The organism is Geodermatophilus marinus (assembly GCF_003428645.1).
GTDB lineage: Bacteria > Actinomycetota > Actinomycetes > Mycobacteriales > Geodermatophilaceae > Geodermatophilus.
Map to the genome: position 1 here is coordinate 102,855 of NZ_QVQH01000013.1, position 18,608 is coordinate 121,462.

The 18,608-nt window shown below is 74.2% G+C and carries 17 protein-coding genes; 5 read left to right on the top strand and 12 right to left on the bottom strand.

Translation table 11 applies throughout. The annotated features are described in order from the left end of the window. Positions 1 to 27: 27 nt before the first annotated feature. From D0Z06_RS15315 to D0Z06_RS15335, 5 genes are all read right to left on the bottom strand, one after another. Positions 28 to 1,575 (bottom strand): FAD/NAD(P)-binding protein, encoded by a 1,548-nt coding sequence (locus D0Z06_RS15315; RefSeq protein WP_117378372.1) that lies wholly within the window; start codon positions 1,573 to 1,575, stop codon positions 28 to 30. Between the two features lie 128 nt (positions 1,576 to 1,703). Beyond that, the gene (locus D0Z06_RS15320) at positions 1,704 to 2,456 is read right to left on the bottom strand and encodes an isoprenyl transferase (protein ID WP_233517717.1); all 753 of its coding nucleotides are present in this window, start codon (positions 2,454 to 2,456) and stop codon (positions 1,704 to 1,706) included. 1 nt (position 2,457) lies between these two features. Beyond that, positions 2,458 to 3,249, bottom strand: a complete 792-nt coding sequence (gene recO, locus D0Z06_RS15325) for a DNA repair protein RecO (protein ID WP_117378376.1) — start codon at positions 3,247 to 3,249, stop codon at positions 2,458 to 2,460. Then, positions 3,249 to 4,163 (bottom strand): GTPase Era, encoded by a 915-nt coding sequence (gene era, locus D0Z06_RS15330; protein WP_117378419.1) that lies wholly within the window; start codon positions 4,161 to 4,163, stop codon positions 3,249 to 3,251. Before era ends, recO begins: the two co-directional genes overlap by 1 nt. A 59-nt stretch (positions 4,164 to 4,222) precedes the next feature. Next, positions 4,223 to 4,423, bottom strand: a complete 201-nt coding sequence (locus D0Z06_RS15335; protein ID WP_147332062.1) for a hypothetical protein — start codon at positions 4,421 to 4,423, stop codon at positions 4,223 to 4,225. Between the two features lie 117 nt (positions 4,424 to 4,540). Here D0Z06_RS15335 and D0Z06_RS15340 point away from each other — a divergent pair, with 117 nt between their 5' ends. Continuing rightward, positions 4,541 to 5,137 (top strand): hypothetical protein, encoded by a 597-nt coding sequence (locus tag D0Z06_RS15340; protein WP_117378380.1) that lies wholly within the window; start codon positions 4,541 to 4,543, stop codon positions 5,135 to 5,137. A 124-nt stretch (positions 5,138 to 5,261) separates the two neighbouring features. Next, complete coding sequence (locus D0Z06_RS15345; protein WP_199522335.1) at positions 5,262 to 6,659, top strand: short-chain fatty acid transporter; 1,398 nt, start codon at positions 5,262 to 5,264, stop codon at positions 6,657 to 6,659. A 13-nt stretch (positions 6,660 to 6,672) separates the two neighbouring features. On the opposite strand, the gene D0Z06_RS15350 is transcribed toward D0Z06_RS15345, so the two are convergent. Continuing rightward, positions 6,673 to 8,460 carry a sigma-54-dependent Fis family transcriptional regulator gene (locus D0Z06_RS15350; protein WP_199522336.1) on the bottom strand — a complete coding sequence of 596 codons (1,788 nt, stop codon included), beginning with the start codon at positions 8,458 to 8,460 and terminating at the stop codon, positions 6,673 to 6,675. A gap of 139 nt (positions 8,461 to 8,599) precedes the next feature. On the opposite strand from D0Z06_RS15350, the gene D0Z06_RS15355 reads away from it, so the two are divergent. From D0Z06_RS15355 to D0Z06_RS15365, 3 genes are all read left to right on the top strand, one after another. Next, entirely contained in the window at positions 8,600 to 10,237 is a 1,638-nt protein-coding gene (locus tag D0Z06_RS15355; RefSeq protein WP_117378381.1) for a flavin-containing monooxygenase, read from the top strand. A 74-nt stretch (positions 10,238 to 10,311) separates the two neighbouring features. After that, positions 10,312 to 11,511: a methyl acetate hydrolase AcmB gene (locus D0Z06_RS15360; RefSeq protein ID WP_117378383.1), complete on the top strand. Its 1,200-nt coding sequence runs from the start codon at positions 10,312 to 10,314 to the stop codon at positions 11,509 to 11,511. Further along, entirely contained in the window at positions 11,508 to 12,575 is a 1,068-nt protein-coding gene (locus tag D0Z06_RS15365) for an NAD(P)-dependent alcohol dehydrogenase (RefSeq protein WP_117378385.1), read from the top strand. Before D0Z06_RS15360 ends, D0Z06_RS15365 begins: the two co-directional genes overlap by 4 nt. Positions 12,576 to 12,629: 54 nt before the next feature. Here D0Z06_RS15365 and D0Z06_RS15370 read toward each other — a convergent pair whose 3' ends face one another. From D0Z06_RS15370 to D0Z06_RS15395, 6 genes are all read right to left on the bottom strand, one after another. Continuing rightward, a complete protein-coding gene (locus D0Z06_RS15370) occupies positions 12,630 to 12,968 on the bottom strand; it encodes a cytidine deaminase (RefSeq protein WP_117378386.1) in 339 nt (112 codons plus the stop codon). Between the two features lie 6 nt (positions 12,969 to 12,974). After that, positions 12,975 to 14,315 carry a hemolysin family protein gene (locus D0Z06_RS15375; RefSeq protein WP_117378388.1) on the bottom strand — a complete coding sequence of 447 codons (1,341 nt, stop codon included), beginning with the start codon at positions 14,313 to 14,315 and terminating at the stop codon, positions 12,975 to 12,977. Further along, positions 14,312 to 14,815 (bottom strand): rRNA maturation RNase YbeY, encoded by a 504-nt coding sequence (gene ybeY / locus D0Z06_RS15380; protein WP_117378390.1) that lies wholly within the window; start codon positions 14,813 to 14,815, stop codon positions 14,312 to 14,314. The genes D0Z06_RS15375 and ybeY overlap by 4 nt, the downstream gene beginning before the upstream one ends. Before the next feature lie 5 nt (positions 14,816 to 14,820). Next, complete coding sequence (locus tag D0Z06_RS27165) at positions 14,821 to 16,905, bottom strand: PhoH family protein (RefSeq protein ID WP_117378424.1); 2,085 nt, start codon at positions 16,903 to 16,905, stop codon at positions 14,821 to 14,823. A 217-nt stretch (positions 16,906 to 17,122) separates the two neighbouring features. Continuing rightward, positions 17,123 to 17,941, bottom strand: coding sequence for an enoyl-CoA hydratase/isomerase family protein (locus D0Z06_RS15390; protein WP_117378392.1), 819 nt, complete (start codon positions 17,939 to 17,941; stop codon positions 17,123 to 17,125). 33 nt (positions 17,942 to 17,974) lie between these two features. Next, the gene (locus D0Z06_RS15395) at positions 17,975 to 18,331 is read right to left on the bottom strand and encodes a histidine triad nucleotide-binding protein (RefSeq protein ID WP_233517718.1); all 357 of its coding nucleotides are present in this window, start codon (positions 18,329 to 18,331) and stop codon (positions 17,975 to 17,977) included. Positions 18,332 to 18,608: the final 277 nt, after the last annotated feature.

Sequence of the window (18,608 nt, forward strand, 5' to 3'; positions counted from 1 at the left end):
GTCTCTCTCGAAGGACGTCGGGGGGCGTCAGATGGTGGTGTTCCGGACCCACTTCCACCACTGGCTGGTGGACCGCCCCGGGGTGAGCTTCTGGCCGAACCCCTGGGCCACGAGGTCGTCGGTGATCTCCTGCGCGGCCACGAGCAGGCCGAGGAAGCTGTCCACGCCGGCGAAGTAGCCGCCGAGCGTGGCGCTGCCCGAGGCGTAGACCTTGCCGCCGTTGCCGGTGCCGGTCACCTCGAACCGGTGCCCGACGTCGAGCCGGCCGAGCGGGTTGCGCTGGGCGTTGGAGTGGTCGAGCAGGTCGGCCAGCAGCCGGTGCTCGCGGATGTCGGCCTCCAGGCCGGTGCAGTCGACGACGACGTCGAACGTGCCCACCTGCGGGCCCTGGTCGCTGGCCACGGAGACCTCGACCAGGTCACCGACCGGGCGCATGCCCTCGATCTGGCCGACGACCACGCGGTACCAGCCCTGCTGCCGCCCGCGGGCCAGTTGCTCCTGCCAGTCCTTGCGCACCGGGGTGTTCGTGCCGCCCATGTCCTTGTAGATCCGGGCGCGGTCCTCCCCCTCGAGCCGGGACATGCGGGCGCGCAGCTGGCCGCCCCACGTCGACTTCGGCCAGTTGAAGCCCTGGTAGGCCCAGCCGTCGGCCCCCTTGCGGCGCATGAACAGGCTCGGCCCGTGCGGCTTGTCCACGTAGGTCCGGAACAGGTGCACGATCTGCGTGTTCAGGCCCCGCCGGTCGCGGTCGTCGATGAGCCGCTGCAGCACGCGGGAGGCGACGATGCCGCCGCCGCGGACGAGCACCGTGCCGGGGCGCAGGGCCAGCCGCTCGTAGACGTGCTCGTGCGGCTCGTAGGCGTTGACCACCCGGCTGTAGTCGCCGTGCTCGGCCCGGTACCGCTGGAGGTCGGGCAGGAAGCGCAGGCCGGGGTAGCCGACGGCGAGGTGCACGAAGCGGCTGCGGTAGGCGATCCGCCGGGTGGGCGTGGCGCCCTCCGGCGGGGTGAGCACGGTGAAGTAGCCGCCGCCGACGCGCCGGCGGGTCATGCGCACCTGCCCGGGGACGACCATCTCCGGCCACCGGATCCGGTGCATCTCCTTCTCCATCGACTCGAAGACCATCCCGGCCTGCGGCGTGTAGTAGTCGGCGAGGACCGGCTCGACGAGCACGTTCCACGCCGCCGTGAGGTTGCCCTGCAGCGCCTCGCGGATGGCGTAGCCGGGGAAGCCCCAGATGTTGTCCGGGGTGCCGGAGGAGTCCGAGCGGAGCCGCTCGCCGCGCGGGATCTGGGAGACCGTCGTCAGGTACTCGTAGCTCTCCCAGGGGGTGCGCAGCGGGGTCAGCACGCGGATGGCGTCGGTGGGGACGCCGCAGATCCGCAGGTAGTCGACGAGCACGAACGACCCCACGCCACCGCCGACGGTGACGAGGGGGACGTCGATGACCGGGATGCCGGCCTCGGCGACCATCTCGTCGGTCCACAGGTCGGTGGCGACCAGGGCGTCGGTGAGGTCGCCGGGCAGCGGCGGCCGGTTCTGGGCATGCGCGGGCGCGGCGGTGCTCTCGCTCACGGTGGGGGTCCGTCCTCTCACGGGGAGCCGCCACTGTCGGGCCGGCGCCGGGAGCTGTCAACGCACCTGCGCGCCGTGCCCCGAAAGCGTTGCGGCCGGGGCACGTGGGACGTCCGGGACCGGCCCGCTCAGGCCTTGCCGAAGCGGCGTTGCCGCGACGCGTACTCCTCGCAGGCGGCCCACAGGTGCCGGCGGTCGAAGTCGGGCCAGAGCGTGTCGAGGAAGACCAGCTCGGCGTAGGCGGCCTGCCAGAGCAGGAAGTTGCTGGTGCGGTTCTCCCCGGAGCTGCGCACGAACAGGTCGACGTCGGGCATGTCGGGCTCGTCGAGGAAGCGGGCCACGGTGCGCTCGTCGACCCGGTCGGGGCGCAGCCGGCCGGCAGCGACCTCCCGCGCGATGGCCGCGGCGGCGTCGGCGATCTCGGCGCGCCCGCCGTAGTTGACGCACATCGTCAGGGTCAGGACGTCGTTGTCCCGGGTGAGCTCCTCGGCGACCTCCAGCTCGCGGATCACCGAGCGCCACAGCCGCGGACGGCGGCCCGCCCAGCGCACCCGCACCCCCAGCGCGTGCATCTCGTCGCGGCGGCGGCGGATGACGTCGCGGTTGAAGCCCATGAGGAAGCGGACCTCCTCCGGGCTGCGCCGCCAGTTCTCCGTGGAGAAGGCGTACGCCGACAGCGCCCGGACGCCGAGCTCGATCGCGCCCTCGACGCAGTCGAACAGCGAGGACTCCCCGGCCTCGTGGCCCGCGGTCCGCGGCAGCCCGCGCTGCTGCGCCCAGCGGCCGTTGCCGTCCATGACGATGGCCACGTGCCGCGGCACCCGGTCGGCGGGGATGTCCGGCGGCCGGGCGCCGGAGGGGTGCGGGGACGGGGCCCTCACCTCACGCCTCACGCAGCAGGCCCGCCTCCCGGCCCGCGGCCACCGGCTCCGAGCGGTCGACCAGCGGCAGCGAGCGCAGCCCGCGCTCCAGGTGCCACTGCAGGAGCGCGGCGACCAGGCCGCTGCCCTCCCGCCGGGTGCCGCCCTGGCTGGCCTCGGCGGTGGCCCAGTCGCCGGACAGCAGCGCCTCCAGGTGCTCGATGGTGACCGGGTTCGGCGTGGCCGACCCCGCGGGCCGGCACGGCGGGCAGACGGTGCCGCCGGCCGGTACGGAGAAGTGGCGGTGCGGGCCGGCCTCGCCGCAGCGGGCGCAGTCCCCGAGCGCCGGCTCCCAGCCGGCGACCGACATGGCGCGCAGCAGGAAGGCGTCGAGCACGAGCCCGGCGGGGTGCGCCCGCCCGGCCAGCGCGCGCAGCGCGCCGACGACGAGCAGGAACAACCGCAGCGAGGGCTCCCGCTCCTCCGCGGTCAGCCGGTCGGCGGTCTCGAGCACCGCGGTGCCGGCGGTGTAGGCCGGGTAGTCGGTGACGATCGGCTGCCCGTAGGAGCGGATCGACTCGGCCTGGCTGACGATGTCGAGGTTCCGGCCGGTGTAGAGCTGCAGGTCCACGTGGCTGAACGGCTCCAGCCGGGCCCCGAACTTGCTCTTGGTCCGGCGCACCCCCTTGGCGACGGCGCGGACCTTGCCGTGCCGGCGGGTGAGCACGGTGACGATCCGGTCGGCCTCGCCCAGCTTCTGGGTGCGCAGGACGATCCCCTCGTCCCGGTACAGGGACTTCGGTGTGCCGCTCATCAGTACCCGAGCCTGTTCAGCTTCTTCGGGTCGTCCTGCCACTCCCCCAGCACGGTGACGTGCAGGTCCAGGTGCACCCGGGCACCGAGCAGCGCCTCCATCCCCTGCCGGGCCTCGGTGCCGATGGCGCGGATCACCTCGCCGCCGCGGCCGAGCAGCATCGGCTTCTGGCTGGGCCGCTCGCAGTGCAGCAGGGCGTGCACCTCGACCAGCTCGCCGCCGGGCCGCTTCGGGTCGGGGCGGCGGGCGGTCTCCTCGATCGTCACCGCCAGCGAGTGCGGCACCTCCTGGCGCACCTTCTCCAGCGCCGCCTCGCGGACCAGCTCGGCCAGCTGCCGGTCGACGTCGGAGTCGGTGGTCTGCTCCTCCGGGTACAGCGGCGGCCCCTCGGGCAGCAGGCCCACCAGGAGGTCCTCGAGCAGCTCGACCTGGTCACCGGCGACCGCGCTGACCGGCACCACCTCGGCCGCCTCGACCAGCGCGCCGGCCGCCAGGAGCTGCGCGGCGACCTGCTGCCGGGACGCGGCGTCGGTCTTGGTCACGACCACGACCACCGGCGTGCGCAGCTCGCGCAGCTGCCGGGCGATGAACCGGTCGCCCTGGCCGACCGGCTGGTCGGCCGGGACGCAGAACACGACCACGTCGACGTCGGCCAGCGTGTCGCGGACGACGTCGTTGAGCCGGCGGCCCAGGAGGCTCCTGGGCTTGTGCAGCCCCGGGGTGTCGACGAGCACCAGCTGCCCCCGTGGCCGGGAGACGACGCCGCGGATCGCGTGCCGGGTCGTCTGCGGCCGGTTGCTGACGATGCCGACCTTGGTGCCGACCAGCGCGTTGGTCAGCGTCGTCTTGCCGGCGTTGGGGCGCCCGACCAGGCAGGCGAAGCCGCTGCGGTACGGCTGGTCGGGGACGGTCACCACGCCAGTCTCCCACCGACGGCCGACAGGTCCGCGCGCCGGAGCCCCGGGCGCGGCGGTCAGGCGCAGGGGCCGCCGTGCCCGTGCCGGCGCAGCGCGCCGAGCCGGCTCAGCACGCGGGCGCCGGCCAGGACGTCGGTGGCGAGGCGGTGCCGGACCTCGGCCCACGAGGCCGCGGCCGGGCGGGACGACCCGGCCGCGGGACGGCCGAGCTCCTGCAGGACGAGCAGGAAGAGGAGCAGGAAGAGCAACGTCGTCACGCCCTCCACCATCGGCAGTCCGGCCCGCCGGCGACAGGGGTCCGGCCGCCGCGGTGCGCAAGGGAACTGCCAGCGGGGCGGGCCCGGGCGGCCGCGGCGGTTGAGAGGATCACCGCCATGGCGGGACGGCGACGGCGGACCCCGGACGAGCCCCTCCCGGTCCGGGCCCTGCGCGAGGGGGAGCGGCACGCCGTCCAGGTCGCCGGGTACGGGTTCTTCCCGGGCCGCGGGCCGCGGCGGTCGGCCACCGTCGTCCCGGCGCCGCTGGTCTACTGGCAGCACGACCCGCCGCGGGCCTGGGTGGTCCTCTCCGCCGCCGCCTTCGTCGCCGCCTGGCTGGGCCTGTTCGCGTGGACCGCCGGGCCGTCGGCGACCGTCGGGGAGCTGCCGCTGGCGCTGCTGGTCGGCGCGGCGGTGGTCGCCCTGTCCACGTCCCGGCTGACGGTCTCCGACGCCGGGTTCTCCGTCGACGTGGCCGGCCTGCGGCGCACGACGGCCCTGCACGTGGTGCCGCGCAGCCTGGTCCGCGAGGTGCGCCGCGGTGCGCCGCCGGAGGGCTGGCCGCGGGCCCGGCGGCGGGGCGGCCGGTGGCCGGGGCGGGCGCGGGTCGCCGTCCGCCACCTGACCGCCGACGGGTCGGGCGAGCAGGCGACGCTGCTGTGGCTGCGCGACCCCGAGACATTCGCCGCGGCCCTGGGGCAGCCGCTGCGCTGAGCACCCGGGCCCGGCACGCGACCGGCCCGGGGCGGTGTCACGATGCTTGCTGCGCCGGCCGTCGGCCGCGCCTCCCGGCCGGCGAGCCCGCCGGCGCGGGTCCGGCGACCGCAGGAGGCGGTACATGACCAGGACCGACCAGGGCGGCACCCCGCGGGGGTCTGCCGGCCGCTCCTCCGGGCTGGCCGCGGTGATGCGGCCGGTCAACTCCGTGGTGGAGCGCTACATCCCCAGCGCGCTGGTCTTCGCCATCGCGCTGACCTTCGTCGTCGCGCTGATGGCCCTGCTGCTCACCGACTCGGGGCCGCGCGAGGTGGTGGTCGCGTGGGGCGACGGGCTGGCCGGCCTGCTGGCCTTCATCACCCAGATGGCGCTGATCCTGCTGCTCGGGCACACCCTGGCCAACACCGGCCCCGTGCGGCGGCTGCTGGTCCGGCTCGGCGGGGTCCCGCGCTCGGCGCGCACCGCCTACGTCTACGTCTTCGTCGTCGCCGCGCTCGCCTCCCTCATCACCTGGGGCCTGGGGCTGGTGGTGGGCGCGCTGCTGGCCAAGGAGGTCGCCGAGCAGGGCCGGGAGCGGGGGCTGCGGCTGCACTTCCCGCTGCTGGTGGCCGCCGGCTACTCCGGCTACGTCATCTGGCACATGGGCTACTCGGGGTCCGGGCCGCTCACCGCCGCCACCGAGGACTCCTTCCTCGCCGAGCAGCTGGGCGGCACCCTCCCGGTCACCGAGACCACCTTCACCTGGTGGAACCTGACGGCCGCCGCGGTGACCATCGTCGTGGTCGGGCTGGCGCTCGGCTGGGCGGCCCCCAAGCCCGGGGACCCCGTCGTCCCCCTGCCGGCGGGGGCCGAGTACGGCTCCGCGCCCGAGGCCGAGGACCAGGTCGTCACCCCCGCCGACCGGGTCGACGCCAGCCGGGTGCCCACGCTGCTCACCGGGCTGGCCCTGACCGCCTACCTCGTCCTGCACTACGTCGACGGCGGCACGCCGACCCTGGACATCGTCAACTGGACGTTCCTCGCGCTGATCCTGCTGCTGGTGCGCAACCCGTTCGAGCTCATCGCGCTGGTCAAGAACGCGGCGTCCAACGTCGGGGAGATCCTGCTGCAGTTCCCGCTCTACGCCGGGATCCTCGGCATCATGACGGCCACCGGCCTGATCACCGTGCTGTCCGACGCCTTCGTGGGCATCGCCAGCCCGGCCACCTTCGGCCTGCTGACCTTCCTCTCGGCGGGCCTGGTCAACTTCTTCGTGCCCTCGGGCGGCGGGCAGTTCGCCGTCCAGGGCCCGGTGGTGCTCGACGCCGCCGAGCGGCTGGGCGTCGACCCGGCGGTGGCGATCATGGCCGTGGCCTACGGGGACCAGTGGACCAACATGATCCAGCCGTTCTGGGCGCTGCCGGTGCTGGCCATCGCCGGGCTGAAGATGCGCGACATCCTCGGCTACACGACCGTGACGCTGGTGGCCAGCGGCCTGGTGTTCGGCGGCACGCTGCTGCTGCTGGGGCTGGCCGCCTGACCCGCCGCCGGCCTCAGACCTCGGTGATCGCGTAGGCCCGGATCTTGCGGTACAGCGAGCTGCGGGCCACGCCGAGCGCCGCCGCGGCGTGCACCCGGTTGCCGGCGTGCTCGTGCAGCGCCGCGACGATCGCGTCGCGCTCGGCCGTCTCGATCGGCGTCAGGGGGCGGCTGCCGGCCGTGCGGCACCAGGCCGGCAGGTCCTCCGGCCCGATCTCCCCCACCGGGCGGCGGCGCAACGCGTCCGACAGCGCCTCGCGCAGCTGGGGGAGGTTGCCCGGCCACCCGTGACGGGCGACCAGCCGGGCCGCCCCGGCCGAGAGCCGGACCCGCCGGTCCGGGGCGAGGTCGGCCAGCAGCCGGGCGGTCAACCGCGGGAGGTCGTCGACCCGGTAGCGCAGCGGGGGCACGGTCACGGCCTGCTCGAAGACGGCCAGCACCGACTCCAGCGGCCGCCCGGCCGCCAGGCCCGCCGGGTCGGCGGTCCCCGCGACCAGCCAACGACGGTCCAGGTCGCCGACCAGCTCCCGCACCCGGGCGGCACCGGCGGCGTCGAGGCGGTCCAGGGAGGTCAGCAGCAGGAGGACCGGCGCCGGCCCGGCCGGGGAACCGGGCAGGTCGAGGACCGCGGAGCCGGCGTCCACCGCCACCACCGGCCCGGCCGGGTGCGCGCGCGTGAACAGCTCGGCCACCAGGGTCCGCCGCCCGGACCCCGGCTCGCCCAGTACCAGGACCGGCTCGCGGCGCTCGACCGCGGCGGCGACCTCGGCGGCGGCCCGGGCCCAGGCCGGCAAGACCGGGGGCGCCGTCCCGGCCCGGTCGGCGCGCGCCCGGGGCGTCGGGCGCGGCCGGTCCCCGGCGCCCCGCGGCACGGGCACCATGGGCCGGTCGGCCTCCTCGTCGAGCAGCAGGACCAGCCCGGCGACGTCGTCGCCCACGAGGACGCGGGTAGCCCGCACCCGCACGCGGCGCCCGGACTCCAGGACCAGCGTGTCGGTGGCGCGGTCCCGCCGGGCCATGACGGCCAGCGCGTGCTGGTGGACGGCGAACTGCTCGGCGGGGTCGAACAGCTGCTGCGCCCGCCGGTTGACGACCAGGGAGTCGCCCACGGCCATGACCGCCTGCCGCGGCCGCGAGTCCGCCCGCGCGAAGGCCTCGAACAGGGCCTGACGGGCCTGGCCCCGGTCGCGCAGCAGGGCGCGACCGATGTCGGCGGCCGCCCGGCGAACCACCGTGGACATCAGCGGCGTCCAGTCCTCGGCCAGCGAGCTGACGTCGAGCACGCCCTCGACCCGGCCGGTCACCGGGTCGACGACCGGCGCCCCGGTGCAGGCGAACCGCACCAGCGCCTCGGTGAAGTGCTCGGCGCCGACGACGCTCACCGGGGCGCCGGCCTCGAACACCGTCCCGATGCCGTTGGTGCCCACCCCGCCCTCGGCGAAGCTGAACCCGGCGAGGAAGTCCACGCGGTCCAGCGGACGGCCCACCGCGGTGGAGCAGTCCAGCCGGTGCACGATCCGGGCCCGGGCGTCGGACAGCGCGATCGCGACCGGGACGTCGACCATCTCGCCGGCCATCCGCTCGATGACCGGCCGGGCGCAGCGCACCAGCCGCGAGTCGAGGTCGACGTCCTCGTGGTAGGTGATGCGGTACCGGTCGGCGTCCACCCCGGCCGACCGGCTGCGCAGCCAGGACGCCGCGACCAGCGTCCGGACCCCCGCCGCCGAGGGGCCGCCGTCCTCCAGGAAGGCCGCCCGGGCCGCCGCCGTCGCCGGCAACCGCTCCTCGTGGGTCCCCGGCACGATCACCTCCCGGCGCTCACCGGCACCACACCACACCCGCCGCGCCGCGAGGTGTCCCGGAATCGGACATCCCGCCGCCCCGGAGCACCGGTGGACTTGGCCCCGCCATCGTGGCGCGGAACACACGGGAGGGACAGACATGACGGTCGACACGGCACCGGACGCGACCGGTGGCCAGGCCACCCGGGAGCTCGACGCCCTGGTCATCGGGGCCGGCGTGGCCGGCCTCTACCAGCTGCACCAGCTGCGCCAACAGGGGGTGCGGGTCCGCGTGTACGACGCGGCCGACGACGTCGGCGGCACCTGGTACTGGAACCGCTACCCCGGGGCGCGGTTCGACTCCGAGGCCTACATCTACCAGTACCTGTTCTCGCAGGAGCTCTACGAGGGGTGGAGCTGGGAACACCGCTTCCCGGGCCAGCCGGAGATCGAGCGCTGGATGCGCTACGTCACCGACCGCCTGGACCTGCGCCGCGACATCGAGTTCGGCACCACGATCACCAGCGCGCACTTCGACGAGGAGCGGGAGCGCTGGACGGTGCGCACCGACCGCGGCGAGACGATCGACACCCAGTTCCTCATCACCTGCGCCGGCATGCTCTCCGCGCCGCTCGAGGACGTCTTCCCGGGCCAGGACACCTTCCGGGGCACGATCGTGCACACCTCGCGGTGGCCGAAGGAGGGCGTGGAGCTGGCCGGCAAGCGGGTCGGCGTGGTCGGGATCGGGGCGACCGGCATCCAGGTGATCCAGACCATCGCCGACGAGGTGGAGCACCTGACCGTCTTCGCCCGCACCCCGCAGTACGTGCTGCCGATGAAGAACCCGACCTACGGGCCGGAGGACGTCGCCGCCTACAAGGCCCGCTTCCCCGAGCTGCGCGACACGTTGCCGAGCACCTTCACCGGCTTCGAGTACGACTTCGAGGTGGCGTGGGCCGACCTCACGCCGGAGCAGCGGCTGGAGCGGCTGGAGGAGATCCACGACAACGGGTCGCTGAAGCTGTGGCTGGCCTCGTTCGCGGAGATGTTCTTCGACCCCGAGGTCAGCGAGCAGGTCTCGGAGTTCGTCCGGGGGAAGATGCGCGCCCGGCTGAAGGACCAGCAGCTGATCGACGTGCTCGTGCCCACCGACTACGGCTTCGGCACCCACCGGGTCCCGCTCGAGATGAACTACCTCGAGGTCTACCACCGGGAGAACGTGGAGCTGGTCGGCGTCCGGGACAACCCGATCGAGCGGGTCCTGCCCGAGGGTCTGCAGCTGGCCGACGGCACCGTGCACGAGCTGGACGTCGTCATCCTGGCCACGGGGTTCGACGCCGGCACCGGCGCGCTCACGCGCATCGACATCCGGGGCCGGGGCGGGCGGTCGCTGACCGAGGAGTGGGGCCGGGACATCCGCACCACCATGGGGCTGGCCAAGCACGGCTACCCGAACCTGCTGACCACCGCCGTCCCCCTCGCGCCGTCGGCGGCCCTGTGCAACATGACCACCTGCCTGCAGCAGCAGACCGAGTGGATCACCGACCTCGTCGCGCACGTCCGGGAGCGCGGCGGCTCGGTGGTCGAGCCGACCCGGGAGGCCGAGGACGCCTGGGTGGCCCACCACGACGAGACGGCCGCGGCCAACCTCATCTCCCGGACGACGTCCTGGTACCTGGGCTCCAACGTGCCGGGCAAGCCGCGCCGCGTCCTGTCCTACACCGGCGGCGTCGGCACCTACCGCGACAAGTGCGCCGAGGCGGCCGCCGGCGGCTACGCGGGCTTCGAGATCCGCTGACAACCCCGGCGCGCCGGAGCAGGATCCGCGGTGCCGAGCCCCGGCGCGCCGCACCCACCGCTGAGAGGACGACGATGACCACCCAGCTCACCCGCACTTTCGCCCAGGACGCCGACGCGATCCTCGACGCCACCGTCCACGCCCAGGTCCCCGTCGCCGGGGTCGTCGCGATGGTCACCGACCGCGACGGCGACGTCTACGAGGGCGCCGCCGGGTCCCGCCGGCTCGACGGCGACCAGCCGATGACGACCGACACCGTCTTCGCGCTGTTCTCCACCACCAAGGCGGTCACCGCGACCGCCGCGCTGCAACTGGTCGAGGACGGCCGCCTGGACCTCGACGCACCGGCGAAGCAGTACGCGCCCGCCATCGGCGAGCTGCAGGTGCTCGACGGTTTCACCGCCGACGGGTCACCCCGGCTGCGGGCACCGAAGCGGGACATCACCACCCGCATGCTGCTGACCCACACCGCGGGCTTCGGTTACGACTTCTTCAACGAGCACTACCTGCGGATGGCCACCGAGCACGGCCAGGTCAGCGTCATCACCGCCAGCCGCAGCTGCCTGCAGACCCCGCTGCTGTTCGAGCCGGGCGAGAAGTGGGAGTACGGCTCGAACATCGACTGGGTCGGGCAGGTGGTGGAGGGCATCGCCGGCGAGCGGCTCGGTGAGGTGTTCGCCGAGCGCATCTTCGCCCCGCTCGGCATCACCGACACGACCTTCGAGCTCGACGACCGGCTGCGGGAGCGGCGGGCCACCATGCACGCCCGGAACGAGGACGGGTCGCTCACCCCCATGGACGACTTCGAGCTCACCTCCACGCCCGAGGTGCACATGGGCGGCCACGGCCTCTACGGCACCGTCGGGGACTACATGCGCTTCATCCGCATGTGGCTGAACGACGGGGAGGGGGAGCACGGCCGGGTGCTCTCCGCGGAGACGGTCCGCATGGCCGTGCAGAACCACCTCGGCGACCTCGAGGTGACGGCGCTGCCCGGGGTGATCCCGTCGCTGTCCAACGACGCGGAGTTCTTCCCCGGGATCCGCAAGTCCTGGTCGCTGCCGTTCATGATCAACGAGGAGACGGCGCCCACCGGCCGGCCGGCCGGGGCGCTGGGCTGGGCGGGGCTGGCCAACCTCTTCTACTGGATCGACCGCGGCAACGGCTTCGGCGGCTTCTGGGCCACCCAGGTGCTGCCGTTCGGCGACCCGACCTCGTTCGGCGGCTACCTGGACCTCGAGTCGGCCTTCTACCGCTCGCTGGACGCCTCGTGACCGGGACGATGCAGGCCTTCGTCATCGCCGCCGTGGGGAAGACCGCGGTGGTCGAGAAGCCGATCCCGCGGCCCGGGCCCGAGGAGGGGGTGGTGCGCACGACCGCCGCGCTCGTGTGCACCTCCGACGTCCACACGGTCAAGGGCGCCCTACCGGTCGAGGACGGCCGGACGCTCGGTCACGAGTCCGTCGGGGTGGTGCACGAGCTGGGGTCGGCGGTCCACGGGTTCGAGGAGGGTCAGCGGGTCGCGGTGAACGCGGTGACCCCCTGCTTCCGGTGCAGCTACTGCCAGCGCGGCTTTCCCAGCCAGTGCGGCGGGGCACTGGGTGGTTACCGGTACACGGCGCAGATGGACGGGACGATGGCGGAGTACTTCGTCGTCCCGGCCGCGGCCGCCAACCTCACACCCATCCCCGACGAGGTCGCCGACGAGCAGGCGGTCTACACCTGCGACATGCTCAGCACCGGCTTCATGGGCGTCGAGCACGCCGCCCTGCAGTTCGGGGAGACGGTGGCGGTCTTCGCCCAGGGCCCGGTGGGGCTGTCGGCCACCATGGGCGCCCGCCTGATGGGTGCCGGCCAGATCATCGCCGTCGAGTCCCGGCCGGAGCGCCAGGAGCTGGCCCGGCAGTTCGGCGCCGACGTGGTCGTCGACCACACGGCGGGTGATCCGGTGGAGCAGGTCATGGCACGCACCGAGGGGGCCGGCGTCGACGCGGCCATCGAGGCGTTCGGGTTCCCGCAGACGTTCGAGGCCTGCGTACGGGTGACCAAGGCGGGCGGGCGCGTGTCCAACATCGGGTACCACGGGGAAGACCCGTCACCGCTGCAACTGCCGCTGGACGCCTTCGGCCTCGGCATGAACGACAAGTCGATCCACACCGGGCTCTGTCCCGGGGGCAGCGAGCGGATGACCCGGCTGCTGCGGCTGCTGCAGAACGGCCGGATCGACCCGACGCCGATGACCACGCACCGCTTCGGCTTCGACGACATCGAGCGGGCCTTCGACATGATGACGACCAAGGAGGACGGCATCATCAAGCCGCTGATCACCTTCGGCTGAGCAGGGTCGCCCGACCGTCGCCCCCGGAGGGCGCCGATCGGGCGATCGACCGGGTCAGGCGGTGCCGCGGACGGCGCCGTCCGGCCCGGCCAGGAACACCGGGGCGGACGGCGTCAGGTCGTGGACGGCGGCCAGCCCCGCCTCGTCCACCGCGTCGGCGGCCGACACGACCGCGGCGGCCTCCAGCCCGGTCACCCCGCTGGACACGGCGGCGGCGACCGCGGCCTGCAGCGCGGAGAGCCGCAGCGAGGGCAGCTCCACCGACGCGGCGAGGTAGGTGCGGCCGTCGGTGTCGCGGACGCAGGCCCCCTCGGGCGCGCCGGTCCGGCCGCGGGCGGAACGGGCGAGCGTGACGAGCTTGGCGTCCTCGGGCTGCAGGTCCGGCGTGCTCACGAGGGGTCAGCCTGTCACGTCGGCGGGGTCCTCCACGCGGGTGGCCCCCGGCGGCCCGCCGTCGTCCGCGGCCTCGGGGGCGGCCACCCGGCAGACGAGGAGGGTGTCGATCCGGTTGCGCCGGCCCCCGGTGCTCTCCGCGACCAGCCGCAGGCCGGCGACCTCGGCGGCCGACCCCTCGATCGGCACCAGCCCCAGCTCGCGGGCCAGCAGCCCGCCGACGGTCTCGACGTCGTCGTCGCGGGGCAGCTCGACGTCGAAGAGCTCGGCGAGGTCCTCCACCGGCAGGCGGGCGGTGATCCGCACCGCGCCGTCCTCGAGGCGCTCGACCGCCGGGCGCGCCACGGTGTCGTGCTCGTCGTCGATCTCGCCGACGATCTCCTCGAGGATGTCCTCGATCGTGACCAGGCCGGCGAAACCGCCGTACTCGTCCACCACGATCGCGATGTGGATGCGCTGGGCCTGCATGTCCCGCAGCAGTTCGTCGACCGGCTTGGACTCGGGGACGAACGTCGGCGCGCGCATGAGCTCCTCGACCTTCGGGCCGCGGCCGTCGCCGAGGTTCTGCGAGCGGCGGACGAGGTCCTTGAGGTAGACCACGCCGACGACGTCGTCGACGTTCTCGCCGATGACGGGGATGCGGCTGAACCCGCTGCGCAGCGCCAGCGCGAGGGCCTGCCGGACGGTCTTGGTGCGCTCGATCCAGACCACGTCGGTGCGCGGGACCATCACCTCGCGGGCGATGGTGTCGCCGAGCTCGAACACCGAGTGGATCATGTTGCGCTCGCCGGACTCGACGACGCCGCGGGCCTCGGCGAGGTCGACCAGCTCGCGCAGCTCGACCTCGGAGGAGAACGGCCCGTCGCGGAACCCCCGGCCCGGGGTGATGGCGTTGCCGACCAGGATGAGCAGCGTGGACACCGGGCCCAGGACCCGGCCGAGCAGCCGCACGAGGCCGGCGGCGCGCAGGGCCGTGGCGTAGGCGTGCTGGCGGCCGAGCGTCCGCGGCCCGACGCCGACCAGCACGTAGCTGACCACGGTCATGACCCCGGCGGCGGTGAGCACGGTCTGCCAGCCGCCGCCCCACAGCCGGTAGAGGACGACGGCGGCCAGGACCGCCGCCACCATCTCGCAGGCGATGCGCAGCAGGAGCAGCAGCGCCACGTGCCGGGCGCGCTCGGCCACCACGTCGGCCAGCACCCCGGCCCGCTTGACGCCGTCGCGACGCAGCTCGTCGACCCGCGCCACGGAGACCCGCTGCAGCGCGGCCTCCACGGCCCCGAACAGGCCGGCGACGGGGATGAGGCACACGGCGACCACCGCGAGGGTGATCTCGCCGGAGGTCATCGGCCCGCCGGCCCCCGCTCGACCGGCGCGCCGGTCACCGGCTCCCGCGGGGTGGCACGCCAGCCGGCCAGCAGCTTGTTCTGCAGGCCGAACATCTCCTTCTCCTCCTCGGGCTCCATGTGGTCGTAGCCGAGGATGTGCAGGACGCCGTGCGTGGCGAGCAGCAGCAGCTCGTCGTCCATCGAGTGGCCGGCGGCCCGCGCCTGGCGGAGGGCCACCGACGGGCAGAGGACGACGTCCCCGAGCAGCGCCGGGCCCGGGTCCGGCTCGTCGGGCCGGCCGGTGTCGAGCTCGTCCATGGGGAAGGCGAGGACGTCGGTGGGCCCCTTCTCCCCCATCCAGCGCTCGTGCAGCGTGCTCATGTAGTCGGGGTCGACGCACAGCACGGCCAGCTCGGCCACCGGGTTGACGCCCATCTCACCCAGCACGTACGTGCAGACCGCGGCGATCGCGGACTCGTCGACGGCGATCTCGGACTCGTTGGCCACCTCGACCGGCACCGCGCTCAGCTCCCCTGCCGGCGCGGCCGGGCGCCGCGCACCGGCCCGGGCGCGGGCGCGGGCCCCTGCTGGCGCCCGGCGTCCCAGCGCTCGTAGGCGTCCACGATGTCGCCGACCAGCCGGTGCCGGACGACGTCGGAGCTGGTCAGGTTGGCGAAGTGCACGTCCTCGACCCCGTCGAGGATCTCCCGCACGATCTTCAGCCCGCTCTGCGCGCCGCCGGGCAGGTCGACCTGGGTGATGTCGCCGGTCACCACGATCTTCGAGCCGAACCCGAGCCGGGTGAGGAACATCTTCATCTGTTCCGCGGTCGTGTTCTGCGCCTCGTCGAGGATGACGAAGGCGTCGTTGAGGGTGTTGTGGGTGACCAGGAAGTCGTCGGTCACGTACAGCGAGTCCTGAGCCGCCACCGCGATGCACAAGGTCTCCCGCTCGCCCACCGGCTCGATGCTGTCGATGAAGCGCATCGGCCGGCCACCGCCGGCGGCCTGGTAGGCACGCCGCTTGCGTTCGAGCCGGAACGGCTCGACGCCCTCCGGCAGGCGGATGTCGACCACGTGGGCATCGCTGCGGTAGGGCACGTCCCGGCCGAGCGCGCGCCCAGGGGCGCGGCCCTCCGCCCGCCGCACGTGTGAGTAGACGACGCCCCCGAGCGAGCGCACGAGGAAGATCACGTCGTCGCGCAACCGGGTCGACGTCGTCGTGTACTGGACCCGGCAGGTCCGGCCACGCTGGGTCACCGGCCCCCCATCGGTGTCGAGGATCCCCTGCAGCACCGCGAGCCGCACCGCTGCGGCGTTCTGCAGGTACATCACCGGCACGAACGTGGTCGCCGAGCGTGTCCGGTCGAGCCCGAGGTCACGCACCACCGTGGTGACCGGGTTGGCGACCCGCAAGCCGCCGCGGCCGCCGTCGACGTGGTGCAGGACGTAGTCGTAACCGGCCTTGTGCCGGACCTCGATGCGGTCGAGCGCTGCCTCCAGCGCCACGACGAGCTCCGCGTCGGCCGTGGTGAACGTCGGCGTGGTGGCCGTCGTCAGGCAGCCGTCGCCGAGCAGCAGCCCCAGGGCGTAGGGGTCGAGCGGCACCTCACGGGGCTCGAACTCGACCGGCGCGACGACCGGTAGCTCGTAGCGGCGCGCACGCGCGGCCCGGAGGTTGCCGATCATGTCCTGCGTCTGGATGGTCCGAGACCTGCCCCGCCTGCGGTCGGAGGCGGTCCGGACGGTCCACAGGTGCTCGCCGCAGGCCAGCGTCGACGCACCGTCCTGGGTCGTGACGCGGTAGACGTCCTTGCGGCCCTGCGGGTAGATGCCCAGCACGGGGGTCGGCAGCCCGTCGGAACCGATGACCAGGTCTCCGACCTCGAGGGAGCCCATGGGCACGAAGCCGGTCGGGGTGAGCACGGCGGCGTCAGTCGGCTGCGCCCGACCCCGCATGTAGGCCAACGGCGCTACTTCGATCGTCCCGGATTGCATCAACCGGGGGATCGACTCCGGGTCGACCATGTCGTGCAGCGCGTCGTAGAGCGGCCGCAGGTAGGGGTCGATCTTCTCGCTGAGCGTGCCCGGGAGGTAGCCCAGCCGCTCGCCGGCCTCGACCGCCGGCCGGGTGAGGATGATCCGGTTGACCTGCTTGGTCTGCAGCGCCTGGACCGCCTTGGCCATGGCCAGGTAGGTCTTCCCCGTCCCGGCCGGACCGATGCCGAAGACGATGGTGTGCGCGTCGATGGCGTCGACGTATCGCTTCTGGTTCAGCGTCTTGGGCCGGATCGTGCGGCCGCGGCGGCTGAGGATGTCCAGCGAGAGCACGTCGGCCGGGCGCTCGGAGCCCCCGGCCTTCAGCATGCCGATGACCCGGCGCACGGAGTCCGGCCGCAGCTGCTGCCCGGTGCCGATGAGCGCGATCAGCTCGTCGAACACCCGGACGGCGAAGGCGTTGTCCGCGGGCTGGCCGGTGATCGCGATCTCGTTGCCGCGCACGTGCACGTCGGCGGTCAGCTCGGTCTCGACCAGCCGGAGCAGCTCGTCGCCCGAGCCGAGCAGGGCGACCATCGGGACGGCGTCCGGGACGGTGATGGTGGTCCGCACGGCGGCCGGGGTGCCCCCGGTGCCGGTGCCGGACGGGGCGGGCGCGCCGAGGTGGCCGTCCGCCGCGGCAGCCTGTGCCGAGGCCTCACGGGACGTGGGAGCCCCGGGCACGGGGACGTTCGGGGAGGTGTCGGGCAAGAACCCTCGACCCTGCCTTCCTGCGGGAGGGGGTGCGGACGACCCCGATGCTACCCGCGGCCCACCCCCGAACCGCCGCTCAGCGGCCGGTGTAGGTCGCCTTCCCCGGCCCCTCCGCGAGGAAGGAGCGCACCGCCCCGCGCAGGTCCGCGGTGGCGAACAGCGCGCCGGAGACCTCCGGCACCAGCTCGTCGGCGGCCCGCGCCCCCTGGCGGACGGCGGTGGTGACCAGCCGCTTGGTGGCCGCGTGCGCCACCGTCGGCCCCGCCGCGACCTGCCGGGCGTAGCCGCGGGCTGCCTCGGCGAAGCCGTCGTCGGGGAGCACCCGGTTCACGACGTCCCACCGCTCCAGGACGGCGGCGGGGTACCGCTCGCCGGTGAACACCAGCTCCTTGGCCCGCGCCGGGCCGGCCCGCTCGGCCAGCCGCTGCGGCCCGCCCATCGAGGGGGTCAACCCGACGACGACCTCCACCAGGCCGAAGTAGGCGCGCTCGGCGGCGAGCAGGACGTCGCAGGCCAGCGCCAGCTCGAACGCGGCGGTGAGGGTGAGCCCGTGCGCGGCGAAGACGGTGGGCACCGGGAGGTCCTCGACGGCCTGCGCGATCCGCAGCATCCGCCGCCACAGCTCGGCTCCCCGCTCGGCCGGCTCCGGACCCTCGGCGATGTCGGAGAACAGGTGCACGTCCACCCCGCCGGAGACGACCTTGCCGCGCGCCTCGACCAGCACCGCGCGGGCCCGGTCGCTGCGGGCCGGGTCGGTGAGCCCCGCCAGGTCGTCGACGACCCGCTCCAGCGCGGCGAGCACCGCCTCGTCGACGAGGTTCAGCGGCGGGTTGTCCAGGACGACGACGGCGAGGTCGCCGTCCCGCTCGATGCGCACGGGTGCGTTGTCGGTCACCCCCCGAGCCTGGCAGGTCGGCCCCCGGGCTCCTCAGCCGGGCGGCCAGCCGAGGTCCCGGCCGCCGAGCAGGTGCAGGTGCACGTGGTGCACCGTCTGCCCGGCGGCCGGGCCGGTGTTGGTGACCAGCCGGTAGCCGGGCTCGACGCCGTCCTCGGTGGCCAGGCCCTCCTGCACCGCCACCTGCCGCGCCGCCCGGATGACGGCGCCGAGCAGGTCGGGGTCGTCGGAGGCCAGTGTCGCGACGGTGGGGTGGTGGGCCTTGGGGATCACCAGCACGTGCGTCGGCGCCTGCGGGTTGATGTCCCGGAAGGCCAGCGTCCGGTCGGTCTCGTGCACCACGGTGGCCGGCACGTCACCGGCGACCATGCGGCAGAAGAGGCAGTCCACGACCCGGACCCTAGAAGGACCACCCCTCCCCCCACACCTCGCACGCTCGGCGCGGGCCCCTGAGGGATGGCCACCCCTCCCCCCACACCTCGCACGCTCGGCGCGGGCCCCTGAGGTGCGTTATGGGGGTTGACTTATGCAACCCTCAGCTCGGCGGCGTGAACCCGTAGCAGGGTGTGCGCGGCGATGGTGGCGGCGGTGCGGGTCAGCAGGCCCCAGAAGGTGTGGGCGCCGTGGCGGGCCAGTTCCATCCGGTCGGTGAGCTCGCCGAAGGTGA

Bases quoted from the DNA above. Each gene is read 5' to 3' on its own strand.
- recO (WP_117378376.1), bottom strand. From the start codon at position 3,249: ATGAGCGGCACACCGAAGTCCCTGTACCGGGACGAGGGGATCGTCCTG.
- D0Z06_RS15340 (WP_117378380.1), top strand. From the start codon at position 4,541: ATGGCGGGACGGCGACGGCGGACCCCGGACGAGCCCCTCCCGGTCCGG.
- D0Z06_RS15345 (WP_199522335.1), top strand. From the start codon at position 5,262: ATGACCAGGACCGACCAGGGCGGCACCCCGCGGGGGTCTGCCGGCCGC.
- D0Z06_RS15355 (WP_117378381.1), top strand. From the start codon at position 8,600: ATGACGGTCGACACGGCACCGGACGCGACCGGTGGCCAGGCCACCCGG.
- D0Z06_RS15360 (WP_117378383.1), top strand. From the start codon at position 10,312: ATGACCACCCAGCTCACCCGCACTTTCGCCCAGGACGCCGACGCGATC.
- D0Z06_RS15375 (WP_117378388.1), bottom strand. From the start codon at position 14,315: ATGACCTCCGGCGAGATCACCCTCGCGGTGGTCGCCGTGTGCCTCATC.